Genomic DNA, 22,068 nt, shown 5'->3' on the forward strand with positions numbered 1-22,068 from the left:
AGAGTAACCGAACGATCGGTCGGGACAAGGGGGCCCGCCAAACCTGTGGACAACTCGTAGGGGAGGATCGCGGACATGACCACGGCCAAGCGGGACACGTACACCCCGGAGACTCTGCTCACCGTTGCCGTCCGTGTCTTCAACGAGCGCGGCTACGACGGCACGTCCATGGAGCACCTCTCCAAGGCGGCGGGCATCTCGAAGTCGTCCATCTACCACCACGTCGCGGGCAAGGAGGAGCTCCTGCGCCGCGCGGTCAGCCGGGCGCTGGACGGGCTCTTCGGGATTCTCGACGAGCCGGGGGCGACGCAGGGGCGTGCGATCGAGCGGGTCGAGTACGTCACCCGTCGCACCGTTGACGTGCTGATAGCCGAACTGCCCTACGTCACGCTGCTGCTGCGCGTGCGGGGCAACACGAAGACCGAGCGCTGGGCCATGGAGCGGCGGCGCGAGTTCGACCAGCGGGTGACCGATCTGCTCAAGGCGGCGGTCGCGGACGGCGACCTCCGCTCCGACGTGGACATACGGCTGGTGACCCGGCTGCTCTTCGGAATGGTCAACTCCCTGGTGGAGTGGTACCGGCCGCTGCCCGACGGTGGGGTCGACGGGCAACGGCTGGCGGACACGCTCGTTCGTGTGGCCTTCGAGGGGATGCGGTCCAGCCGCTGAGCCGCTGAGCCGCTGAGCCGCTGAGCCGGCGAGACGCCGAGCCGTCGGCCGGTGGCCGGACGGTCGTCAGGTGAGCTCGGTGGGCCTGTCCGGGCCTGGGGCCAGGTCCGTCTCCTCGAACACGAGGAGCGTGCGGGTGGAGAGCACCTCGGGAATGGCCTGGATCCGCGTCAGGACCAGTTCGCGCAGCGACCTGTTGTCCCGGGTGTGCACCAGCAGCAGTACATCGAAGTCGCCGCTGACCAGCGCGATATGAGTCGCACCCGGCAGTGCCTGGAGCTGTTCGCGCACCGTGCGCCAGGAATTCTGGACGATCTTGAGAGTGATGTAGGCGGAGGCTCCCTGCCCTGCCCGCTCGTGGTCCACGCGCGCGCTGAAGCCTCGGATCACGCCGTCGTCGATGAGCCGGTTGATCCGGGCATAGGCGTTGGCCCGGGACACATGGACGCGGTCGGCCACCGACCGTATCGAGGCGCGGCCGTCCGTCTGGAGCAGTCGCAGGATGCGGCGGTCGATGGCGTCGAGCGGGCGCGCGGGCGGAACCTGGCCGGCGTCCTCGCCCCCGTCGGCCATTTGTTCAGCTGACATGTGCCCCCGCCTCCCTGTCCTGGACGACCTGCCTCTATCCCAGGCTGTGGAGAACCGTTTGTCCACAGGCTGAAGGCGCCTGTAGCCAAAATGCGCTCGCGACCGAACAATCGGTAGGTGAGGGGCACCACACTCGTGCCTCGGACAGCGCTCGACATTTCGATGTATTTCGACACCCCTAGGCATCGGACGATCCCCGATGCCGACAGACGCCGCTCGAAACCCCTCGATGCCAGGAGGTGCTTGTCATGACGGTCCAAGAGCTGCCCGGCGCGGCTGCTTACCGGCCCACGCCGCCCCCGGCCTGGAAGCCGCTCACCGATCCCGCGCCGCTGCTCCCGGACCCCGAGCCGTACCGCGTGCTCGGCACGGACGCCGCGGCCGACGCCGATCCCGAGCTGCTGCTGAGGCTCTACGCGGAGCTGGTCCGCGGCCGCAGGTACAACGCGCAGGCCACCGCCCTCACCAAGCAGGGCCGGCTCGCCGTCTACCCGTCGAGCACGGGGCAGGAGGCCTGCGAGATAGCGGCCGCCCTGGTGCTGGAGGAGCGGGACTGGCTCTTCCCCAGTTACCGGGACACCCTTGCCGCGGTGGCGCGCGGACTGGACCCGGTCGAGGCGCTGACGCTGCTGCGCGGCGACCGGCACACCGGCTACGACCCGCGCGAACACCGCATCGCACCGCTCTGCACCCCCCTCGCCACCCAGTTGCCGCACGCCGTCGGGCTGGCACACGCGGCGCGCCTCAAGGGTGACGACGTGGTGGCGCTCGCCATGGTCGGTGACGGCGGGACCAGCGAGGGCGATTTCCACGAGGCGCTGAATTTCGCGGCCGTCTGGCGTGCCCCGGTCGTCTTCCTCGTGCAGAACAACGGCTTCGCGATCTCCGTACCGCTGGCGAAGCAGACCGCCGCGCCGTCCCTGGCGCACAAGGCCGTGGGGTACGGGATGCCGGGCCGGTTGGTGGACGGAAACGACGCGGCCGCGATGCACCAGGTTCTCGGCGAGGCGGTGGCGCGGGCCCGGAGCGGCGGCGGGCCGACGCTCGTCGAGGCGGTGACGTACCGCATGGACGCCCATACGAACGCCGACGACGCCACTCGTTACCGCGTCGACAGCGAGGTCGAGGCCTGGCGCGCGCACGACCCGATCCGGCTTCTGGAGCGGGAGCTGACCGGGCGGGGGCTGCTCGGTGACGACGGGATCGAAGAGGCACGCCAGGCCGCGGAGCGGATGGCAGCCGCGCTGCGCGAGCGGATGAACGCCGATCCGGTGCTGGACCCGATGGATCTGTTCTCCCATGTCTATGTGGAGCAGACCGCACAACTGCGTGAGCAGGCGGCCCGGTTGCGTGTCGAGCTGGAAGCCGAGCAGGACCAGCAGGATCAGCACGGCCATGACGACGGGGAGGACGGGCGATGACCACCGCAGCGGCGACGGCCGGGGAGCGGACGGTGAAGGCCAAGCCCGCCACGATGGCGCAGGCACTCGGGAGGGCGCTGCGCGACTCGATGGCGCAGGACCCGACGGTGCACGTCCTCGGTGAGGACGTCGGCACGCTCGGCGGGGTCTTCCGGATCACCGACGGTCTGGCGAAGGAGTTCGGCGAGGACCGCTGCACGGACACCCCGCTGGCCGAGGCGGGCATCCTCGGGGCGGCCGTGGGCATGGCGATGTACGGACTGCGGCCCGTGGTGGAGATGCAGTTCGACGCCTTCGCCTATCCGGCGTTCGAGCAGCTCATCAGCCATGTCGCGAAGATGCGGAACCGGACGGCCGGCGCCATGCCGCTGCCCATCACGGTCCGGGTGCCGTACGGCGGCGGGATCGGCGGGGTCGAGCACCACAGCGACTCCTCGGAGGCGTACTACATGGCGACGCCCGGCCTCCATGTCGTCACGCCCGCCACGGTCGAGGACGCGTACGGGCTGCTGCGGGCCTCGATCGCCTCCGACGATCCGGTGGTGTTCCTGGAGCCGAAGCGGCTCTACTGGTCGAAGGCGGACTGGTCGCCCGACGCGCCGGTGGCGGTGGAGCCGATAGGCCGGGCGGTCGTCCGCCGGACGGGCCGCAGCGCGACGCTGATCACGTACGGGCCGTCGCTGCCGGTCTGCATGGAGGCGGCGGAAGCGGCCGTCGAGGAGGGCTGGGACCTGGAGGTCGTGGACCTGCGCTCGCTGGTGCCGTTCGACGACGAGACCGTGGCCGCTTCCGTACGGCGTACAGGGCGTGCGGTCGTCGTCCATGAGTCCTCCGGTTTCGGCGGTCCGGGTGGTGAGATCGCGGCCCGGGTCACCGAGCGCTGCTTCCATCACCTGGAAGCGCCGGTGCTGCGGGTCGCGGGGTTCGACATTCCGTATCCGCCGCCGATGCAGGAGAAGCACCATCTCCCGGGCGTGGACCGGGTGCTGGACGCGGTCGCCCGCCTGCAGTGGGAGGCGGAGAGCTGATGCCCCAGGTACTCGAATTCAAGTTGCCGGACCTCGGTGAGGGGCTCACCGAGGCGGAGATCGTGCGCTGGCTGGTGGAGGTCGGCGATGTCGTCGCCATCGACCAGCCGGTCGTCGAGGTCGAGACGGCGAAGGCGATGGTGGAGGTGCCGTGCCCCTACGGGGGTGTGGTGACCGCGCGGTTCGGCGAGGAGGGCTCGGAACTGCCGGTCGGGTCGCCTCTGCTGACGGTGGCGGTCGCGGTGGGGTCGGACGACGAGGGGGCCGGGTCCGATTCCGGTTCCACGCCCGGCGCCGGGGCCAGGTCCGGGGCCGGTTCGGTTTCCGGCGCTGGTTCCGGATCTGCCTCCGGTCCCGGTTCCGGTGAGGTGGAGTCGTCCGGCAATGTGCTGGTCGGGTACGGGACGGGCGCACCGGTGGCGCGCCGTCGTCGCGTCCGTCCCGCTGCCGTGACGGCAGCTGCTCCCGCGAGGGGGCCCGTGGCTCCGGCGCCGGCGCACGATCCCGTGCCGGATACGGCGACGGGACCGGTGGCGGTCGTCTCCCCGCTGGTGCGGAAGCTGGCGCGGCAGCATGAGCTCGATCTGCGGCAGCTGGTGGGCTCCGGTCCGGCCGGGCTGATCCTGCGGGCCGATGTCGAATCCGCGATCAGGGCGCTGGCCGAGGCAACGGCGGCTCCCCGGCCGGTTTCGGCACCGATGCCGGAGGTGGTGGTGGAGCCGGCTTCCGGGGCGGTGCCGGCGGGACCGGCCGCACAGCGGATTCCGTTGCGCGGTGTACGGGGCGCGGTCGCCGACAAGCTGGCTCGCAGCCGTCGGGAGATCCCGGACGCCACGTGCTGGGTCGATGCCGATGCCACCGAACTGATGGCAGCCAGGTCCGCGATGAACAGCGTCGGTGGGACGGCCGGCGGGCCCAAGGTTTCTGTGCTGGCCCTGCTGGCGCGTATCTGCACCGCGGCGCTGGCCCGGTTCCCCGAGCTTAACTCCACGGTGGACCTGGAAGCGCGGGAGATCGTGCGGTTGCCGGAGGTCCATCTCGGGTTCGCGGCGCAGACCGAGCGGGGCCTGGTCGTCCCGGTCGTGCGGGACGCGCAGGCCAGGAACGCCGAATCGATCGCGGCCGAGATAGCCCGGCTGACCGAGGCGGCGCGGGCCGGGCGGCTGACCCCCGCGGAGCTGACCGGCGGCACGTTCACACTGAACAACTACGGGGTGTTCGGAGTCGACGGATCGACCCCGATCATCAACCACCCCGAGGCGGCGATGCTGGGCGTCGGCCGGATCGTGCCGAAGCCCTGGGTGCACCAGGGGGAGCTGGCCGTACGACAGGTGGTCCAGCTCTCGCTGACCTTCGATCACCGGGTCTGCGACGGCGGCACGGCGGGCGGCTTCCTGCGCTACATAGCCGACTGTGTGGAACAACCGGCGGTGCTGCTGCGCACGTTGTAGGCGGGTGCGGTGGAGACGGCGGGTGCGGCGGGAACGTCCGTGGGCTCCTGTTCGCCTCCCCCGCTCGATCCTCCCGACCCTCCCGATCGGCTCGACCGGTTCGATGGCCGACCGGGAGGATCAACGGGATTCCGCGGCCCGCATACTCGGATGCATGACCGTGTATGACGCCATCGTCCTTGCCGGAGGGGCCGCCAAGCGGCTCGGCGGTGCCGACAAGCCAGGGATCCGGGTCGGTGGCCGTGCACTGCTCGACCGGGTCCTCGCGGCCTGCGCCGACGCCTCGACCACGGTGGTGGTGGGCGGCCGCCGGGCCACCGTGCGGCCGGTGATCTGGACGCGCGAAGAGCCCCGGGGCGGCGGTCCGTTGGCCGCGCTCGACGCAGGGGTCCGACGGACTGCGGCGGACCGGGTCCTCGTGCTCTCCGCCGACCTGCCGTTCCTCGGGCCGGGCACCGTCGGAGCGCTTCTGGACGCCGCCGGGGAAGGACAGCGGGACGGGGCCCTGTGCATCGATCAGCAGGGTCGCGACCAGCCTCTCGTCGCCGCCTACCGTGCCGAACCGCTGCGCCGTGAGCTCGCACTGCTCGCCGCCGAGCACGGCGGTCTGTCCGGACTCCCCCTGCGCCTGCTGACGCAGGAACTGGACCTTGCCCGGGTGGCGGCCGACCCGCTCGCCTCCTTCGACTGCGACACCTGGGAGGACATCGCGTCGGCCCGGGCCCGTATCAGAGAGCATGGGGCCGTGCTGGATGAATGGATCACCGCAGTCAAGAACGAACTCGGCATCGACCTCGACGTCGACACCGGCGTCCTGCTCGATCTCGCCCGTGACGCCGCCCATGGTGTCGCCCGGCCCGCCGCGCCGCTGACGACCTTCCTCGTCGGGTACGCGGCGGCCAAGGCGAGCAGCGAAGAAGGGGGCGACGGAGCCACGGCGGTGGCCGAGGCCGCCCGCAAGGCCGCGGCGCTCGCCCTTCGCTGGGCGGACGAGAACGAGACGCAATGACCACACGCAGCGGTGGGTCCGATCGGCCTCCGGGCGCGGATATCGCGTCGATGGGCGTCGGGCCGTCCCCGGCCGCGGATTCTTCCCCGGCCACCAGCCTTTCCGGAGCCGTCGGTTCTTCCCCGGCTGCCGGTTCTTCACCGGCCGTCGGCTCCTCCGCGGCTGCCGGTTCTTCCTCGGCCGTCGGTTCTTTCTCGGGGGGCGACCGTACGCAAAGCGGGGAGCGAAGCCAGACCTCGGTGGACCGGGCCGTTGAGCAGGCTCTCGCGCTGGTCGGGAGCCATTCGGCCCGTGCGCCGCACGCCCCGGATCAGTCGCACTCCGCAGATCAGCCGCACTCCACCGGGCAGCCTCGTCCTGCGGACGAACCCGCTGGTCCCGCGGCGGCACCTGGTTCGTTGCCCCCGGACCGGGACGCCGACGCGGCCGACGCGCTTGGCCAGGACGGGCACCAGGGCGGGCACCAGCACGGGCACCAGCAGAGCCACTCGGTCTCGGTCCCCTGGGGGGAGGCGCGAGCGCTCGCTGTCCGGACGGGGCAGGCCGTTGAGGTCCGAGCAGGCAGAGTCCCGCTTGACCAGGCGCTCGGGCACGTACTCGCCGAGCCGCTCGTCGCGCTCACCGATCTGCCGTCCTTCGACACCTCTGCCATGGACGGCTGGGTCGTCTCCGGACCGGGGCCCTGGAACATCCGCGAGGCCGCCGGGGCCGGGGCCGGGGACGAGAAGAGGGCCGGTGCCGGCCCGAGCAGGGACCCGGGCATCCTCGCCGGGCGGAGCACCCCCGCCACACTGCCCGACGGAGATGCCGTACGGATCGCCACGGGCGCCCGCATTCCGGCGGAAGCCGACGCCGTGATCCGCAGCGAGCACGCGCACCTGGTCGAGGCCAAGGGGCTCCTTCACGCGAAGCATCGGGTCCTGCCCGGGCAGGACATCAGGCCCCGTGGCCAGGAGTGCCGTGCCGGTGATCGGCTCATGCCCGCCGGAGCGCCGGTGACACCCGCGCTTCTGGGGCTGGCAGCCGCGGCCGGGTACGACGCACTCGTCGTGGTGCCTCGTCCCCGCGTCGACGTCCTCGTGCTCGGTGACGAACTGCTGACCGGCGGTCTGCCGCACGACGGGCTGATCCGTGATGCGCTCGGCCCGATGATCGGCCCCTGGCTGCGCGCGCTGGGCGCCGAGGTCTCGGCCCCGCAGCGCCTCGGCGACGACGCGGCTGCCCTGCGGCGTGTCCTCACCACGTCCGAGGCCGATCTGGTCATCACTACGGGCGGTACGGCTGCGGGCCCGGTGGACCACGTCCACCCGGTCCTCGCCGAGATCGGGGCCGAACTGCTCGTCGACGGGGTCGCTGTCCGCCCAGGCCACCCGATGCTGCTGGCCAGGCTCAGGAGGGAGGACCCAGCGGCGGTGCCATCCGGCAGCCGGGGTGGGGCGCGGGGCGGGGGACCGTATCTCGTCGGATTGCCCGGCAATCCCCTGGCCGCTGTCTCCGGGCTCCTCACCCTCGCCGAGCCCCTGCTCCGGGGCCTGTCCGGCCGGGAGCCGGAGGCGCCGTACCGGGCCGTCGTGCGCGACGAGGTGCACGGACATCCGCGTGACACCCGGCTGCTCCCCGTCGTCCACCGGGCGGGCGGCGGTAGCGGCGGACCGGGAAGCGGATACGGCGGCGGAGGGGCGGGAACCAGGAGCGGCGCCGAGCACGTCGTACCGCTGCAGTACAACGGTCCGGCGATGCTTCGCGGGGTCGCCGCTGCCGACGGGCTGGCCGTCGTACCGCCGGGCGGGGTACGGTCCGGCACCGAGGTGGAGATCCTCGATCTACCGTGGGCCTCGGCGATGCCGTGGACGGAAGGGTGTTTCACGTGAAACTTCCCGGCCACGATGCGATGGCCAGGCGCGCCGACGAGCATGTCGTACCCACCCGGGTCCTGCTCCCGCGCAGAGTCGTCGACGGACCGGCACGGCAGGTCGCCAAGCGGCTGCTGATGGCGCTTCTGGTGCTTGCCGCAACGGTGCTGATCGTCTGGCTGGACCGCGGTGGGTACCACGACGCCGCCGACGGCAAGGTCGACCTGCTGGACGCGGTGTACTACGCGACGGTCACCCTCTCCACCACCGGCTACGGCGACATCACCCCGTACGGGGACACCGCCCGGCTCACCAATGTGGTGCTCGTGACACCACTGCGGGTGCTCTTCCTGATCATCCTGGTCGGCACCACTCTTGAGGTCCTTACGGAACGGACCCGGGAGGACTTTCGGCTGAAGCGTTGGAGAACCAACTTGCGTGATCACACCGTTGTCGTCGGCTTCGGGACGAAGGGCCGCTCGGCCATCCAGACCCTGTGTGCCACCGGCCTGAAGAAGGAACAGATCGTCATCGTCGACCCGGCGACGAAGGTGATCGAGATCGCCAACGCCGAGGGCTTCGTCGGTGTGGTCGGTGATGCGACGCGCAGTGAGGTGCTCTTGCGGGCCGAGCTCCAGAAGGCGCGTCAGATCATCATCGCCACCCAGCGCGACGACACGGCGGTGCTGGTGGCGCTGACGGCCCGGCAGCTCAACCGTGGCGCGAAGATCGTCGCGGCGGTGCGCGAGGAGGAGAACGCCCCGCTGCTCCGGCAGTCCGGCGCCGACGCGGTGATCACCAGTGCCAGTGCGGCGGGCCGGCTGCTGGGTCTCTCCGTGCTCAGCCCCAGCGCGGGCACGGTGATGGAGGACCTGATCCAGCAGGGCAGCGGGCTCGATCTCGTCGAACGCCCGGTGATAAAGGCCGAGGTGGGCAAGAGCGTCCGGGAGACCGATGACCTCGTGGTCAGCGTGTTGCGGGGGCATCGGCTGCTGGGTTACGACGATCCGGCGGCCAGTCCGCTGCAGTTGACGGACCGGTTGATCACCATTGTGCGTGCCTCGAACGAGTCGCCGCCGGACGGTCCGCACATGGGGACACCGCGCCCACTCGACTGATCCGTCCAGCCCGCGTACGGCCGGCTTCGTCAACGTACCGTCGGCCTCGTCGACGTACGACCGGCCGTCCGCGTGGCGCCGTTCGCGGTCCTTCACCTGCCGCGGAGTAGCCTCGCCGCCATGTATGCGATCACGATCCCTGAACCCGGCGGTCCCGAGGCGCTCGTCTGGACCGAGGTGCCCGATCCGGTGGCCGGCGAGGGCGAAGTCCTCGTCGATGTCGTGTCCAGCGCGGTCAATCGCGCCGATGTGCTGCAGCGGCAGGGGTTCTACAACCCGCCGCCCGGCGCGTCCCCGTACCCCGGCCTGGAGTGCTCGGGCCGTGTCTCGGCGATCGGGCCCGGTGTCACCGGCTGGGCGGTCGGCGACGAGGTGTGTGCGCTGCTCGCGGGCGGCGGATACGCGGAGAAGGTCGCCGTGCCCGCCGGGCAGCTGCTGCCCGTACCGGACGGCGTCGACACGGCTCTGGCCGCGGCGCTCCCCGAGGTGACGGCCACGGTCTGGTCCAACGTCTTCATGGTGGCCCATCTGCGCCCCGGCGAGACGCTGCTGGTGCACGGCGGGTCCAGCGGCATCGGCACGATGGCGATCCAGCTCGCCAAGGCCGTGGGTGCGCGGGTCGCGGTCACCGCCGGGGGACCGGAGAAGCTGGCGCGCTGCGCGGAGCTCGGGGCCGACATCCTGATCGACTACCGGGAGCAGGACTTCGTCGAGGAACTGCGCAAGGCGACCGACGGGGCCGGCGCGGACGTCATCCTCGACATCGTCGGCGCGAAGTACCTGGACCGGAACGTGCAGGCGCTCGCCGTCAACGGCAGGCTGGCTGTCATCGGCCTCCAGGGCGGCGCCAAGGGCGAGCTGAATCTGGGTGCCCTGCTGAACAAGCGGGCCGCCGTCACCGCGACCTCGCTGCGCGGCCGCCCGCTCGCCGAGAAGGCCGCCATCGTCGCCGCCGTGCGCGAGCACGTCTGGCCGCTGGTCGCGGATGGTGTCGTACGGCCGGTCGTGGACCGCACGGTGCCGATGCCGGACGCCGCCGAGGCCCACCGGGTGCTGGAGTCCAGCGCGCACATCGGGAAGGTGCTGCTGCGAACCCCCGCGGCCTGATGCCGGCCCGGGTCCCCGCGGCCTGATGCCGGCCCGGGTCCCCCCGGCCTGATGCCGCCCCGGGTCCCCGCGGCCTGATGCCGCCCCGGGTCCCCGCGGCCTGATGCCGCCCCGGGTCCCCCCGGCCTGATGCCGTCCCTGATCCCTGCGGCCTGACGTCGGCCCGGCCCGGGCCCCGCTCCCTCCCCCCGCCCCACCGCACGGAAAGGCCCGGCGCGCAGGTCATGGACCATGTGCGCCGGGCCTCGGTGCCGCCCGCTGTCAGGGGCCTACGTATGAGGGATCAGGAACCAGGGATATCGGAGGCGCGGGGGCCGAGGGCTACAGGTACGGGCCCGACCTGAGGGCCCCGTGCGGGTCCCCGCTGCCGTCCTCGTCCTCATGGCCGCTGCCCGGCGGAAGGGCGCGGCGCATCTGCTCCAACTGGGCCCGGGCCGCCATCTGCTGGGCGAACAGCGCCGTCTGGATGCCGTGGAACAGGCCCTCCAGCCAGCCCACCAACTGGGCCTGGGCGATCCTGAGTTCCGCCTCGGAGGGCACCGACTCGTCGGTGAACGGCAGGGAGAGCCGCTCCAGCTCCTCCACCAGCTCCGGCGCGAGGCCGTCCTCCAGCTCCTTCACGGAGCTGGCGTGGATCTCCTTGAGCCTGACCCGGCTCGCCTCGTCGAGAGGCGCCGCCCTGACCTCCTCCAGGAGCTGCTTGATCATGCTGCCGATGCGCATGACCTTCGCGGGCTGCTCGACCATCTCCGTCACCGGGACCTCACGCGATTCGTCGTCAGTGCCACCGCCGCCGATCGCCATGCCGTCCTGCCCCACCACGAGGACTTGGGGGTGCTCCTGCGACCGTTCATTCCTCGGCATCTCCATGGCGCCATTGTCTCGCACACCTGCCGTACAACACCGTGGTGCCCCCGCAAACGGTTGATCCACCGTCCACGGGGGCACCGAGTCAGCCGGTCAGCCCACCGGCCGCACCTCCTCGGCGGCCTCCGGAATCACCCGGCCCTCCGTGCCAGGGCGAGGCGGGAACGGGTGAGCGCCGTGGCGAGCAGGCCGGCCAGCAGCGGCACGCCCACCACGAGCAGGCCGAGCGTGGTCCAGGGCAGCACGATCGGCGTGTACGCCGACTCCGTGGGCTCCATCCGCATCGTTTGCAGCGCCTGGCGCAGATCGACCATCCGCAGGGCCACCGCAGGCACCAGTCCGGCCAGCGTGCCGAGCACCACACCCGTGAGCGCCACCACCACGCACTGGAAGCCGGAGAGTTTCCGCCGCACGCCCGGGGGCGCGCCGACCGCGCTGAGCGTGTTGAGGTCGGCCTCCGCGTCCGCCTTGGCGAGGCCCGTCGTGATCGCGGCGGCGCCCAGCGTCACCATTCCGGCGAACAGGGTCAGGATCAGCAGCATGGAGTTGTCGATCCGGCCGCCGGAGCCGGACTCGGACTGTGCCCAGATGCCGCCACCGGCCTGCTCGATCGCGCCGTAGGTCCGCTGCTCCTCGGCGTCCGTGGGCGCGTGGGTGACCGCGTACACGCTTCCGCTCGCCTGGGTGTGCAGACCGAGCCGTTCCGCGGTCCGCCGCGGAAGGATCATGCTGATCCCGGGGGTGGCGGCGTACTTCTCGGGTGCCACGTACACCTTCAGCCTGTCGGTGGTGGTGCGGGCCTTGCCCGGGTGCAGCTTCCGGCCCTCCTTGTCCTTGTCGCTGTAGGCGTGGACGGCCTTGATGGTGACTTCGCCGTTCTTCGCGAACACCTGGTTCAGCAGTACCGGTGTGCCCGCGGCCAGCGCCTTCGCGGCGGCGGGGTCGTCGAGCTTCACATAGGTGCTGAGCAGGGCTTCGTCCGCCACGACGATGCCATGCTCACCGGCGTTGAAGACGCCCGACGACATGATGCCGACGAGGCACGCGGGGGAACGCATCAGCTTCTTGTGCTCGTCGGCGGTGAGCCGCGCGGCGAGTTCCTTGGCGCCCTTGCCGGTGAGCGGGCAGGAGGTCGCCTTTCCGGCGGGCTTGACCAGCTCGACCGAGCCGCAGGCGTTCTCGGCGTCGCCGTAGACGTTGCAGTCGCTGCCCGCCCATACGTGCCGGAAGTCGGCGTGCCCGCCGGTGACGGCCATGTTCCGTTCGACGGCGGCCCGTGCCTGCGGGAGCCGGGCGGCGGTCTTGTCGTCGAAGGCGGAGAGGACGACGGTTCCCTCGTTCAGCACGGGAACGTAGTTGTACTCCGCCTCGGCCATGGCGCTGGACATGTACGTGGCGATGGCGACCGAACCGGCGACGGCCGCCATCACGGCCGCGACCGCGGGAGCGGTACGGCCGCGGTTGCGGGCCGCGTCACGCAGCGCCAGCCGGGGCGAGAGCGGCAGTCTGCTGCCGAGCCGCCCGAGGAAGCCGACGATCACCGGGATGCAGGCGAGCAGCCCGAGCTCGGCGGTCACCGAGCCGGCGGCGACCAGCGTCGAGTCCCCGGCGGTGCCGCCGTAGACGGCGACGGCGCATCCGATGGCCAGTACGCAGGCGCCCAGAACGGGCAGCACCCGGGAGGAGCGGCGGACGCCGCGTCGCCCGGTGAGCGACTCCAGCACGGACTGCCGGCTCGCCACGATCGCCGGGGCGAACGCCGCCAGCAGACCCGTGATCAGGCCGATGACCGCGATGACCAGAAGTTCTGTGGGATTGAGGGCAAGCGAGACGAAGCGGTTCCCGGACCACTCCTCGATCATGGGGCGGAACACCGCGGTGGCTGCCAGCCCGACCGCCACACCGGCCACGGCCCCGACGCCGCCGAGTACCAGGCCGCCGCTGAGCACCACGGCCCGGACATGACGCCGGTCCCCGCCGCAGGTGCCGAGGAGACCGAGCTGACGGCGGGAGCGGCGCGCACCGACGGCGAAGGCCGGCCCGGCGAGCAGCACGATCTCCAGGACCGCCATGGCGACCACGGTGACCAGCGCCGCGCTCACCTCCCCGGAGGTGTCCGGGTACGCCTCGACACCCTTCCTGGCCAGCGGGATCTCGGAGTCCGGCGGCGGGTCGAGGACGACCTGACGGGACTTGACGAGGACGCCCGACTCATTGGCCGCCATGACGTCCGGCCAGGTCACCCCCACTCCCTCGGGGCCCTTGACCAGCCATTCCTTGGAGCCGGTGTTCGGCGGCAGCACCTTCTTGTCCTGGTCGGCCCTGGCCTGCCACGGGGCGATGACCGCTCCCGGATCGGCGTACAGCGCCTCGGCCTTCAGCTGGTCCGGCTGCTCGACCACGCCGGTGATCGTGTACTTCTTGCCGAAGTTGCGCACGGTGGTGGTCGAACCGACGTGCAGGCCGCTCGACTTCAGGAACGGCTCGGTGGCCGCCACCTCGTCCTTGCCGTGCGGGAACGCACCACGTACGAGGTCGATCTTGCCGCGGGCCAGCTCGTCCGAGGTCCGGAACTCGTAGATCTCGGTGGTGGCGACGCCGTAACCGGTGGTGATGCCGGCCGGGACCGACTGGATGCTGATCGCCCGTGAGCCCTTGGGGAACGTGGTGGAGATGTCGATCGACGGGCCGTCCTCGTCCAGCGGCGCGTTCTCGTCGACCTGCTCGTACCTCTGCGCGTCGGGCAGCTGGTGGATGGGGCCGATCTGCTCGTCGCTGAAGAGCGCGTCGGCGGAGCCCATAGCGGCCGTCAGCTCTTCGGCCGTCGTCGGTGTCACGCTGCGGTACGTCACGTCGAGGGCGGTGACGCCGAGGACGGGTACGGCGATCATCGCGACCACCAGTGCGCTGCGGCCCTTGGACCGCATCGCGTCGCGCCGGGCTATCCGGAGGGCGGCGCGCCAGCCGGTGAAGAGGCTCACTTGGCGGCCTCGGGGGAGAGCAGCGATTCCGCGTCGGCGTGGCCGGTGAGCGTCTGGTCGACGACCGAACCGTCCCGGAGGAACACGACCCGGTCCGCCCAGGCCGCGTACCGCGGCTCGTGCGTCACCATCACACCGGCGGCGCCCTGGTCGCAGCGGCTGCGCAGCAGCGCGAGGACCTGCTCGCCGGTCTCGGAGTCGAGCGCTCCGGTCGGTTCGTCGGCGAGCACCAGGCGCCGGTCCCCCACCAGCGCACGGGCGATGGCGACGCGCTGCTGCTGGCCGCCGGACATCTCGTCCGGGAACCGGTCGGCGATGTCCAGGAGCTTCATCTCCTCCAGCGCCGCCCTGGCCTCCTTGCGGGCCTTGCGGACGGAGACGCCGTCGAGTTCGCGCGGCAGGGCGATGTTCTCGGCGGCGGTGAGGGCGGGGATCAGGTTGTAGTCCTGGAAGACATAGCCGACGCTGCGGCGGCGCAGGGCGGCGACGCCCTTGCGGCCGAGCCCGGCTATGTCCTGGCCCTCGATGACGACCTGGCCGCTGGTCGCGGTGTCGAGACCGCCCGCGATGGTCAGCAGGGTCGACTTGCCGGAGCCGGACGGGCCCATCACGGCGACGAGTTCACCGGCGTACACGGACAGGTCGATGCCCCGCAGGGCGTGCACCTCGGCGATGCCGGAGCCGTGGGTGCGGGTGAGCGCCCGGATTTCGAGCACCGGCGCACCGGCCGGTGTCGCGGATCGGGACGGGACGTGCGAGGACATGGTGGGTGGTTCCCCTCGGAACGGGTGTGGAGTGACGGGCCCGCGGCCTTGGTCCGAGGCCGCGGGCCCCGAGGCCCTGAAGCCCCTGAGGTTTCGCGTTCAGCGCCGGCTGCGGGGGCGGGCGATACGGGACATGGCGCGGCCGGTCGTACGGACCTCGGGTTCCGGCTCCGTGGCGGCGGCGTCGGCGAGGCGGACCAGCCGGGTCTCGCAGTGGTCCAGCCAGCGGGCCTCGGCCTCCGCCTGGAAGATCAGCTGCTCCAGTACGAGCAGCCAGGCGACCTCGTCGCGGTTGGCCGGGACGTCGCTGAGCGACTGCGCCTTGAGGCGGGTGTAGTCCTGCATCGCCTTGAGGGTGTGGTGGCGCTGGGACTGGATGACGGCACGGATGTCGACCCCGGGGGCGCCGACCGCCATGGCGAGCTTGATGGCCAGCTCGTCGCGGGGCGGGTTGCTGCGGTCGACCGGGGTCTCGAACCAGTTCCGCAGCTCGGTGCGTCCGTCGTCGGTGATCGCGTAGAGAGCGTGCCCCTGGTCGTCCTCGTCGTCCTGCACGACCAGGCCGTCGCGCTCCAGCCGGCTGAGCGTCGTGTACACCTGGCCGACGTTGAGCGGCCAGGTGGAGCCGGTGCGCGACTCGAATTCGGTACGGAGCTGGGAGCCGTACCGGGGCCCCCGCTCCAGGAGGGCCAGCAGCCCGTGGCGGATCGACATACTCAGTATGTATACCGAGTATGTTCCTCGGCGCAAGTCTCCGCCGGGTGCATGGGCGCTGGTGGGGCCCGGTTCGCGGAGAGTCCGTGGAAGGTGAGCGAGCGGCTCAGTCCGTGCGTCGCATGCGGAACGCCAGGAAGCCCAGCCCCAGTCCTATCAGCGCGATTCCCGCGCCCAGTGATACTCGTTTCACCCGCTGCACGGTCGTCGTGTCGAGGGCCTGCTGCGAGAGCCGGTCGGCTCCGGGGGCGGTGTTGGCCTCGGGCGTCGCGGCAGGCGCCGGATCCGGATCGGTCGGCGCGGGGGGTGCGTCGGGCTGCGGGAGTGAACTGTCCACGTGTGCGAACTCCCACGGCGAGAGCTGCCGCCCGGGCCGCAAGCGCCCCTCCCCGGCTTCACGCCCGGCGAGCGGGGGCTGCACCTCGGTCCCCGGCGGCTCCTCGTCGGAGCCGGAGGAGGAGTCGGAGAAGGGGTCGGAGGAGGAGTCGGACAGAGGTGTGCGGGACGGCGACGGCGCGGGCGAGGCCGGCGCCGAGTCGGCGGGGGAGCCGGAGCCCGGGGCGGAGGGGTGCGGAGGGCCCGGAGGCGCGGGGGCGGCGGATCCGCCGCCCGGGGGAACGGCCGTCGGTATGGACGAGGGTTCGGCCGAAGGAGTGGCCGGGTCTGCGGTCGACGGGTCGGCGCCGGGAACACCGGAGGGCCGGGCGGTGGCTCCGGCCGAGGTGCGCGAGGGCGGCGTCACCGGGGAGCTCAGCGGTCCTGTCGACCGGCCGGACGACCCCTGTCCGGCCTGTGCCTCTCCCGCCGCAGCCCCCAGTGCCGCCCCCGCCGTCAATATGAGGCAGGCCACACACCGTGTGGGCCGTGAGGGGAGATGTCCTGAAGCCATGGACATACCGTCACATGTGATGGTATGTCCGGCATCTCGGTGTAGTGCTTCAGTCCCAGTCGCTTCCGCGTAGACGCAAGGTCTGTCTGATGCTGGTGGATGAGCCCTGGAGGAGGATGGCTGATTCGACCTCAACGGATGCTGGGGCGTAAATATCAGGGAGCAGGGGCATCGAATAGGGATATTCGCTCATGTGGACCCTCATGAGAGGGAGGGCCATGAGCGGGAACCGATGGCCCTCCCTCGCGCCCGCCGGTTCGCAGCGCTGTGAAGCTTGCTGTCGAGCTAGATGTACGGGTTGATTATGGAGCGGTCTTGGCAGTTTTGAAGCCAGGTGCTTCCCTCCATTACCCAGACTTCGATGTAGGCGTACTTGATTCCATTATTATCCGTGGCTGTCGTTGTCCACGTGTGCGAGGAACCCTTTCCGTCGTACAAATGATGCATGGTCCAGTAGCGGGACCCTCCGCTGCGATTCACTGTGTGTAGTTGAATTGCCACATGGTGGCCATCTGCGGCGGTGTCTTTGATGGTGAGATTTACGTTTTTCAGGCTGTTGGCGTTGACGAACTCCCATGAGCCGCTGCCTGAGGCGCCAGTGACGCTGCATGCCGCCCCCACGGACTCTGCGGCAGCCGGTGATGCGGTGGCGGGTATGGCGACTGTAGCCGCGATGCAAGCGGCGGCCATTCCCAGCAGTTTCTTACGCATGCGGAATTCCTTAGCTCGGCCAATTTGAGTGCAGGATATAGAACGGCTTGTGCATGTCAAGGTATGTCATGCCTCATAGGCTTGTCTACGCGTAGCCTGATTCGCTCCCTATGTGGCAAATGGTCAAATTGTTTGCGGGGGTGGGTTCGGGGGTGGGTGCCCGTCCTGCTTTGTGCGTCTCGTAGGGGGTGGCCGCTCATGGGTGACGCGAGTGTGATGTGTATTTCTCTTGATTGCTTTCGAAGATGATTTTTTTCTTTATGTTCAATGCTTCGAATGGGTGAATTTTCTTGTGTGTGGGGGCTCGTTTGATGATTTGCAATCGGCTGCTAACGAGCGCGTGCATGGTTGGCGGTGACGATGGCCCTGCCGGCTCGTGGGGCCGTGCGTGGTGGGGATGCAGGCACGTGGGTTGATCAGGTCGGAGTGTCGGGGCACGGGCCTTTCAGCGGCCGTGATTGCTGATCCGGTGGCGGAGTCGGGGCCGGTCCGGCAGGCCCGCAGAGATGCCGCGCTGCTCGACCGACCACGCCGGCGGCGCTCGGAGCGGGCGCGAGGTGCAAGCTGGTCCTCGTCGACCGGCTCCTGGCCACACTCGTCCATCTGAGGCACAGCGTCACCCACGACGTACTGGCCTGCTGGTCAGGTGGACCGGTCGGCCATCACCCAGGCCTGAGACGCCGACCTGGTCGACCTGCTCGCCGACACCATCGACCTGCAGATCCTGGCCGACGCCGGCTGCCAAGGCCTCGCGGCGCACACCCACGGCCAGGTTGTCACCCCACCACGAAGCCGCACGCTTCGCGCTCTCCTCAGCCGGAATCCCCGTCGAACACGGCATCGCCCACCTCAAGAACGGGAGAGCCCTCGCCCGGCACCACACTCGACGAGACAGCCTGCCCGGCACCATCCGAGCCGTCGCCGGACTCCTGACCGACCAACAAGCAACCCACCACACGAAGGAACTCGCACTTGCCACCACACCCGCGTGATCAGAACGCCAACCACAAGATCGACACGCCCTGACCCCAACCATGCACGAGCTCGTAAGGCGGTGTCCTATGTGGCGAGCCGGAGAAATTCGGGTGTAGCAGCACAGTGCCGCGGCGAGGCTGAGAAGGTCAGGTGGCTGCGGGGTGGCCTGTGGGCTTGCCCTACTCGGCTCACAGCCGCAGGGGGCGAGCAGAGGGAAGGCTTTACTGGTCAGGATGCAGCGAGATCGTCTTCGCACCGACAGGAAGACGATCTCGCTCGTTTCAGACAAGCTGCGGTCCCGCTCTTCCGACCGGCACGTCCGGATGGCCGCGCTCGTCATCCAGCCCGAGAGAGCCTGGTCTGCACAGCGGATCCCTATGCTCCTGCTGCGAGGTCGGTCAAGGACGTGCCTCTGCCAAGGAGCAATCCGATCCGGGCGAAATAACTCAGGCCGGGTCGCCCGTCGCGATGCGGAGTTCGAAGTGGGCGCCGGTCTTCGGTACGGCGGTGCCGGCCGTGGGGAACTGGTCGATGACCTGGTCCTCCGCGTAGGCGTTCCCCGGCACCTCGATCGGCTTGATGGTCCAGCCCGCCGCTTCCGCGCACGCCCGCGCGGAGAGGATGTCCTTGTACAGGAAGTTGGGGGCGTCGACCTTGTTCGGGTCGTCGCTGTCCTCCAGCGCGTCCGTGCACTTCTCCGTGTCCATCGTCCGGTTCCGCTCCGGATCCTTGTGCTCGCTCGCGGCCGGGGACTCGTTCGCGGTCGTGCCGCCCTTGGGGTCGTTGTCCTTCAGCGAGAGCACCGTGATCAGACCGCCGATCGCGATCAGGGCGACCACGATCGAGCCCACGATCACCGGCATGTTCCGCTTGGAGCCGCCGCCCGAGCCGGAGTGCTGCTGGGTCCGGGTCTGCGGCGAGACCGTGTAGGGCGGCGGGGTCTGCTGTACCGGGCCCTGGTACGGCTGGGCCGCCTGCGGGTAGCCGTACGACGGTGCGGGGGCCGGGGTCGACGGGCCGTACGCGCCCGACTGGTACGGGCCCGGCTGGTACGGCGTCTGGACGCTCTGGGGCGCCGCGCCGGACTGGTCGACCGGCGGGAAGACCGTCGCGCCGACGCCCGAGCCGCTGTTCGCCGGGTTGCCGCCGCCCGCGACGATCACCGGCGCGCCCGTGGTGCCGCTCGCGGCCAGCACGCGGGCGATCTCGTCCTGCATCGCCGCCGCGCTGGGGAAACGTTCGTTCGGATTCTTCTTCAGCGCGCGGGCGACCAGCGCGTCCATCGCGGGGGTGACCGACCGGTTGATGGTGGAGGGCGCGACCGGCTCCTCCTGGACGTGCGCGTACGCGATGGCCAGTGGGGAGTCCGCGTCGAAGGGGATCCGCCCGGTCAGCAGCTGGAAGAGCATGATGCCGACCGAGTACAGGTCGGAGCGGGCGTCCACGCCGCGGCCCAGGGCCTGCTCGGGGGAGAGGTACTGCGGGGTCCCGACGACCATGCCGGTCTGCGTCATCGACGTGACGCCCGACTGCATGGCGCGGGCGATGCCGAAGTCCATGACCTTCACGACACCGCGCTTGGTCACCATCACGTTGCCGGGCTTGATGTCGCGGTGGACCAGACCCATCTCGTGGCTGGTGTCCAGCGCCGCCAGCACGTCGGCCGTCACCTTCAGTGCCCGGTCGGCCGGCATCGCGCCGTGGTTCTGTATGTCCGCCTGGAGCACGGAGCCGAGCGGCTGCCCCTCCACGTACTCCATGACGATGTACGGCATCAGCGCGCCGCCGAGCTCGTCCTCGCCGGTGTCGAAGACCGAGACGATGTTGGTGTGCTGCAGTTTGGCGACAGCCTGCGCCTCGCGCCGGAACCGCTCGCGGAAGGACTGCTCGCGCCCGAGCTCCGTATGCAGTGTCTTGATCGCGACCTGGCGGTCCAGGGCCGTGTCGTAGGCCAGGTATACGGACGCCATCCCGCCCTCGCCGAGCAGGTCGCGAAGCTGGTAGCGCCCGCCGGCGACCGAACCGCCCGCGTAGCGACCCTGAGCGCCGTGTGCGCCGTCCTGGCTCATGACTTGCTTCCCCCTCGGCGCGCGACTCACGCGATCATCCCTATTACGCGCCAAGTCTGCCCGAGGGGTACGACACGTCAAGCCAGGTGCCCGTTCCGTGACCCTACGCACAAGAAGCGTCTCGGAAGCGTTACAGGACCCGCATGAAATTTGCGTGGACGGCACGCCGGGCGGTTGGATGACCGGTCCCTCTCGGAAACGGTGCGTCCGAAAGAGGCTGTAGCGTGACGTGGCAATGCAGCTAGACACCGTGAGAACCCGCGGACGCGCGGACAGATACGACGGCGAGGACTGATGGCACCCGATTCCGAAGCAAACGGCGGCGGAGTTTCGGATGGCACCGACTCCTGGGGCATCGGCGGTGTCGTCGGTGACGGACGTTACCGGATGACCCACCGCCTCGGCCGGGGCGGCATGGCGGAGGTCTTCGCGGCCGAGGACGTCCGGCTCGGACGTACCGTCGCCGTGAAGCTCCTGCGCTCCGATCTCGCCGAGGACCCCGTCTCCAAGGCCCGGTTCACGCGCGAGGCGCAGTCGGTCGCCGGGCTCAACCACCACGCGATCGTCGCCGTGTACGACTCCGGCGAGGACATCGTGGGCGGGGCGACCGTCCCCTACATCGTGATGGAGCTGGTCGAGGGCCGCACCATCCGCGATCTCCTGATCAGCGCCGAGCCCCCGCCGCCCGAGCAGGCCCTGATCATCGTCTCGGGCGTGCTCGAAGCACTGGCGTACTCGCACCAGCACGGCATCGTGCACCGCGACATCAAGCCGGCCAACGTGATCATCACCAACTCCGGTGCGGTCAAGGTGATGGACTTCGGCATCGCCCGCGCGCTGCACGGCGCGCAGTCGACGATGACCCAGACCGGCATGGTCATGGGCACGCCGCAGTACCTCTCGCCCGAGCAGGCGCTCGGCAAGGCCGTCGACCACCGCTCCGACCTCTACGCCACCGGCTGCCTGCTGTACGAACTCCTGGCGCTGCGGCCCCCGTTCACGGGTGAGACGCCGCTGTCCGTCGTGTACCAGCACGTCCAGGACATTCCGGTCCCGCCGTCCGAGGTCCTGGACGCGGTGCCGCCGGAGCTGGACGGGCTGGTCATGCGCTCCCTCGCGAAGGACCCGGACGACCGGTTCCAGAGCGCCGAGGAGATGCGCGGCCTGGTCCAGTACAGCCTCCAGATGCTTCAGGTGCAGGGCGGCCACACCGGTACGTGGAACACCGGCCCGGTCGCGGTGCACGAGGGCGGGAACACCCCGGCCATGGGCGTCGCCGGGGCCACGATGGCGATGGGGCACCCGCCGCACGGGGACACCTCGCAGGGTCCGATCCTGCCGCCTATGAACCCCGACGACGGCGGTTACGAGGGCGGGCACAACGGCGGTGGCGGCCGCGGCAAGCTGTGGCTGTTCGTCGTGCTCGCGCTGATCGCCATCGGGGCGGGCGTCGCCATCGCGGTCAACGCCGCGAAGGACACCGGCCCGACGCACGAGAAGAAGCCCGACACGGTCTCCAGTTCGCCGTCCCCGAAGAAGAGTTCGTCCGGGCCGACCGACGAGCAGAGCGATCGGAGCCAGGTGCCGGAGAACTCCACCGGCAACCAGCAGGACACCCCGCCGTCGCGGACCTACTCCCCGCCGACCACGCCGACCGAGCCCTCGAAGCCGGCGACGAACCAGCCCTCCACCCCGGCGACCGGCGGCACGACGAACAACGGCGGTACGGGCACGGACGGCGGCGGTACTTCGACCGACGGCGGTACGGGCACGGACGGCGGCGGTACTTCGACCGACGGCGGTACGGGCACGGACGGCGGCGGTACTTCGACCGACGGCGGTACGGGCACGGAC

Annotated in this window: 18 protein-coding genes; 10 read left to right on the plus strand and 8 right to left on the minus strand. The window is 70.5% G+C overall.

Annotated features, from left to right (window positions below; translation table 11 throughout):
- Nucleotides 1-75: 75 nt before the first annotated feature.
- Entirely contained in the window at nt 76-669 is a 594-nt protein-coding gene (locus ACWCPY_RS18690) for a TetR/AcrR family transcriptional regulator (protein ID WP_072487541.1), read from the plus strand.
- 66 nt (nt 670-735) lie between these two features.
- Here the strand turns inward: ACWCPY_RS18690 and ACWCPY_RS18695 are convergent, their stop codons facing one another.
- A complete protein-coding gene (locus ACWCPY_RS18695; protein WP_451266369.1) occupies nt 736-1,242 on the minus strand; it encodes an Lrp/AsnC family transcriptional regulator in 507 nt (168 codons plus the stop codon).
- A gap of 263 nt (nt 1,243-1,505) precedes the next feature.
- Here ACWCPY_RS18695 and pdhA point away from each other — a divergent pair, with 263 nt between their 5' ends.
- From pdhA to ACWCPY_RS18730, 7 genes are all read left to right on the plus strand, one after another.
- On the plus strand, nt 1,506-2,678 hold the full coding sequence (gene pdhA / locus ACWCPY_RS18700) for a pyruvate dehydrogenase (acetyl-transferring) E1 component subunit alpha (RefSeq protein WP_451266216.1): 1,173 nt from the start codon (nt 1,506-1,508) through the stop codon (nt 2,676-2,678).
- Nucleotides 2,675-3,706 (plus strand): alpha-ketoacid dehydrogenase subunit beta, encoded by a 1,032-nt coding sequence (locus tag ACWCPY_RS18705; RefSeq protein ID WP_451266218.1) that lies wholly within the window; start codon nt 2,675-2,677, stop codon nt 3,704-3,706. The genes pdhA and ACWCPY_RS18705 overlap by 4 nt, the downstream gene beginning before the upstream one ends.
- Nucleotides 3,706-5,157, plus strand: coding sequence for a dihydrolipoamide acetyltransferase family protein (locus ACWCPY_RS18710; RefSeq protein WP_451266220.1), 1,452 nt, complete (start codon nt 3,706-3,708; stop codon nt 5,155-5,157). Before ACWCPY_RS18705 ends, ACWCPY_RS18710 begins: the two co-directional genes overlap by 1 nt.
- Before the next feature lie 154 nt (nt 5,158-5,311).
- Nucleotides 5,312-6,166 carry an NTP transferase domain-containing protein gene (locus ACWCPY_RS18715; protein WP_451266222.1) on the plus strand — a complete coding sequence of 285 codons (855 nt, stop codon included), beginning with the start codon at nt 5,312-5,314 and terminating at the stop codon, nt 6,164-6,166.
- Between the two features lie 50 nt (nt 6,167-6,216).
- Entirely contained in the window at nt 6,217-8,037 is a 1,821-nt protein-coding gene (locus tag ACWCPY_RS18720) for a molybdopterin molybdotransferase MoeA (protein WP_451266371.1), read from the plus strand.
- Nucleotides 7,995-9,137, plus strand: coding sequence for a potassium channel family protein (locus ACWCPY_RS18725; protein WP_451266224.1), 1,143 nt, complete (start codon nt 7,995-7,997; stop codon nt 9,135-9,137). Before ACWCPY_RS18720 ends, ACWCPY_RS18725 begins: the two co-directional genes overlap by 43 nt.
- A gap of 120 nt (nt 9,138-9,257) precedes the next feature.
- Nucleotides 9,258-10,244 carry an NAD(P)H-quinone oxidoreductase gene (locus ACWCPY_RS18730; RefSeq protein ID WP_451266226.1) on the plus strand — a complete coding sequence of 329 codons (987 nt, stop codon included), beginning with the start codon at nt 9,258-9,260 and terminating at the stop codon, nt 10,242-10,244.
- Nucleotides 10,245-10,565: 321 nt separating this feature from the next.
- Here ACWCPY_RS18730 and ACWCPY_RS18735 read toward each other — a convergent pair whose 3' ends face one another.
- From ACWCPY_RS18735 to ACWCPY_RS18760, 6 genes are all read right to left on the minus strand, one after another.
- Complete coding sequence (locus ACWCPY_RS18735; protein WP_329820127.1) at nt 10,566-11,114, minus strand: bacterial proteasome activator family protein; 549 nt, start codon at nt 11,112-11,114, stop codon at nt 10,566-10,568.
- 128 nt (nt 11,115-11,242) lie between these two features.
- Nucleotides 11,243-14,092 carry an FtsX-like permease family protein gene (locus ACWCPY_RS18740; protein ID WP_451266228.1) on the minus strand — a complete coding sequence of 950 codons (2,850 nt, stop codon included), beginning with the start codon at nt 14,090-14,092 and terminating at the stop codon, nt 11,243-11,245.
- Entirely contained in the window at nt 14,089-14,856 is a 768-nt protein-coding gene (locus ACWCPY_RS18745) for an ABC transporter ATP-binding protein (protein ID WP_451266230.1), read from the minus strand. Before ACWCPY_RS18745 ends, ACWCPY_RS18740 begins: the two co-directional genes overlap by 4 nt.
- 99 nt (nt 14,857-14,955) lie before the next feature.
- Nucleotides 14,956-15,570 (minus strand): PadR family transcriptional regulator, encoded by a 615-nt coding sequence (locus ACWCPY_RS18750; RefSeq protein ID WP_451266232.1) that lies wholly within the window; start codon nt 15,568-15,570, stop codon nt 14,956-14,958.
- 106 nt (nt 15,571-15,676) lie between these two features.
- On the minus strand, nt 15,677-16,312 hold the full coding sequence (locus ACWCPY_RS18755; protein ID WP_451266234.1) for a hypothetical protein: 636 nt from the start codon (nt 16,310-16,312) through the stop codon (nt 15,677-15,679).
- Nucleotides 16,313-16,744: 432 nt separating this feature from the next.
- On the minus strand, nt 16,745-17,170 hold the full coding sequence (locus ACWCPY_RS18760) for a hypothetical protein (protein ID WP_451266236.1): 426 nt from the start codon (nt 17,168-17,170) through the stop codon (nt 16,745-16,747).
- Between the two features lie 585 nt (nt 17,171-17,755).
- Between ACWCPY_RS18760 and ACWCPY_RS18765 the strand changes: the two genes are divergently transcribed.
- Nucleotides 17,756-18,103: a hypothetical protein gene (locus tag ACWCPY_RS18765; protein WP_451266373.1), complete on the plus strand. Its 348-nt coding sequence runs from the start codon at nt 17,756-17,758 to the stop codon at nt 18,101-18,103.
- A gap of 488 nt (nt 18,104-18,591) precedes the next feature.
- On the opposite strand, the gene ACWCPY_RS18770 is transcribed toward ACWCPY_RS18765, so the two are convergent.
- The gene (locus ACWCPY_RS18770; RefSeq protein WP_451266238.1) at nt 18,592-20,214 is read right to left on the minus strand and encodes a protein kinase domain-containing protein; all 1,623 of its coding nucleotides are present in this window, start codon (nt 20,212-20,214) and stop codon (nt 18,592-18,594) included.
- 294 nt (nt 20,215-20,508) lie between these two features.
- Here ACWCPY_RS18770 and ACWCPY_RS18775 point away from each other — a divergent pair.
- Nucleotides 20,509-22,068: protein kinase domain-containing protein (locus tag ACWCPY_RS18775; RefSeq protein WP_451266240.1), on the plus strand; the 1,560-nt coding region annotated here is incomplete at its 3' end.

It is taken from the genome of Streptomyces sp. NPDC002403 (assembly GCF_053593015.1).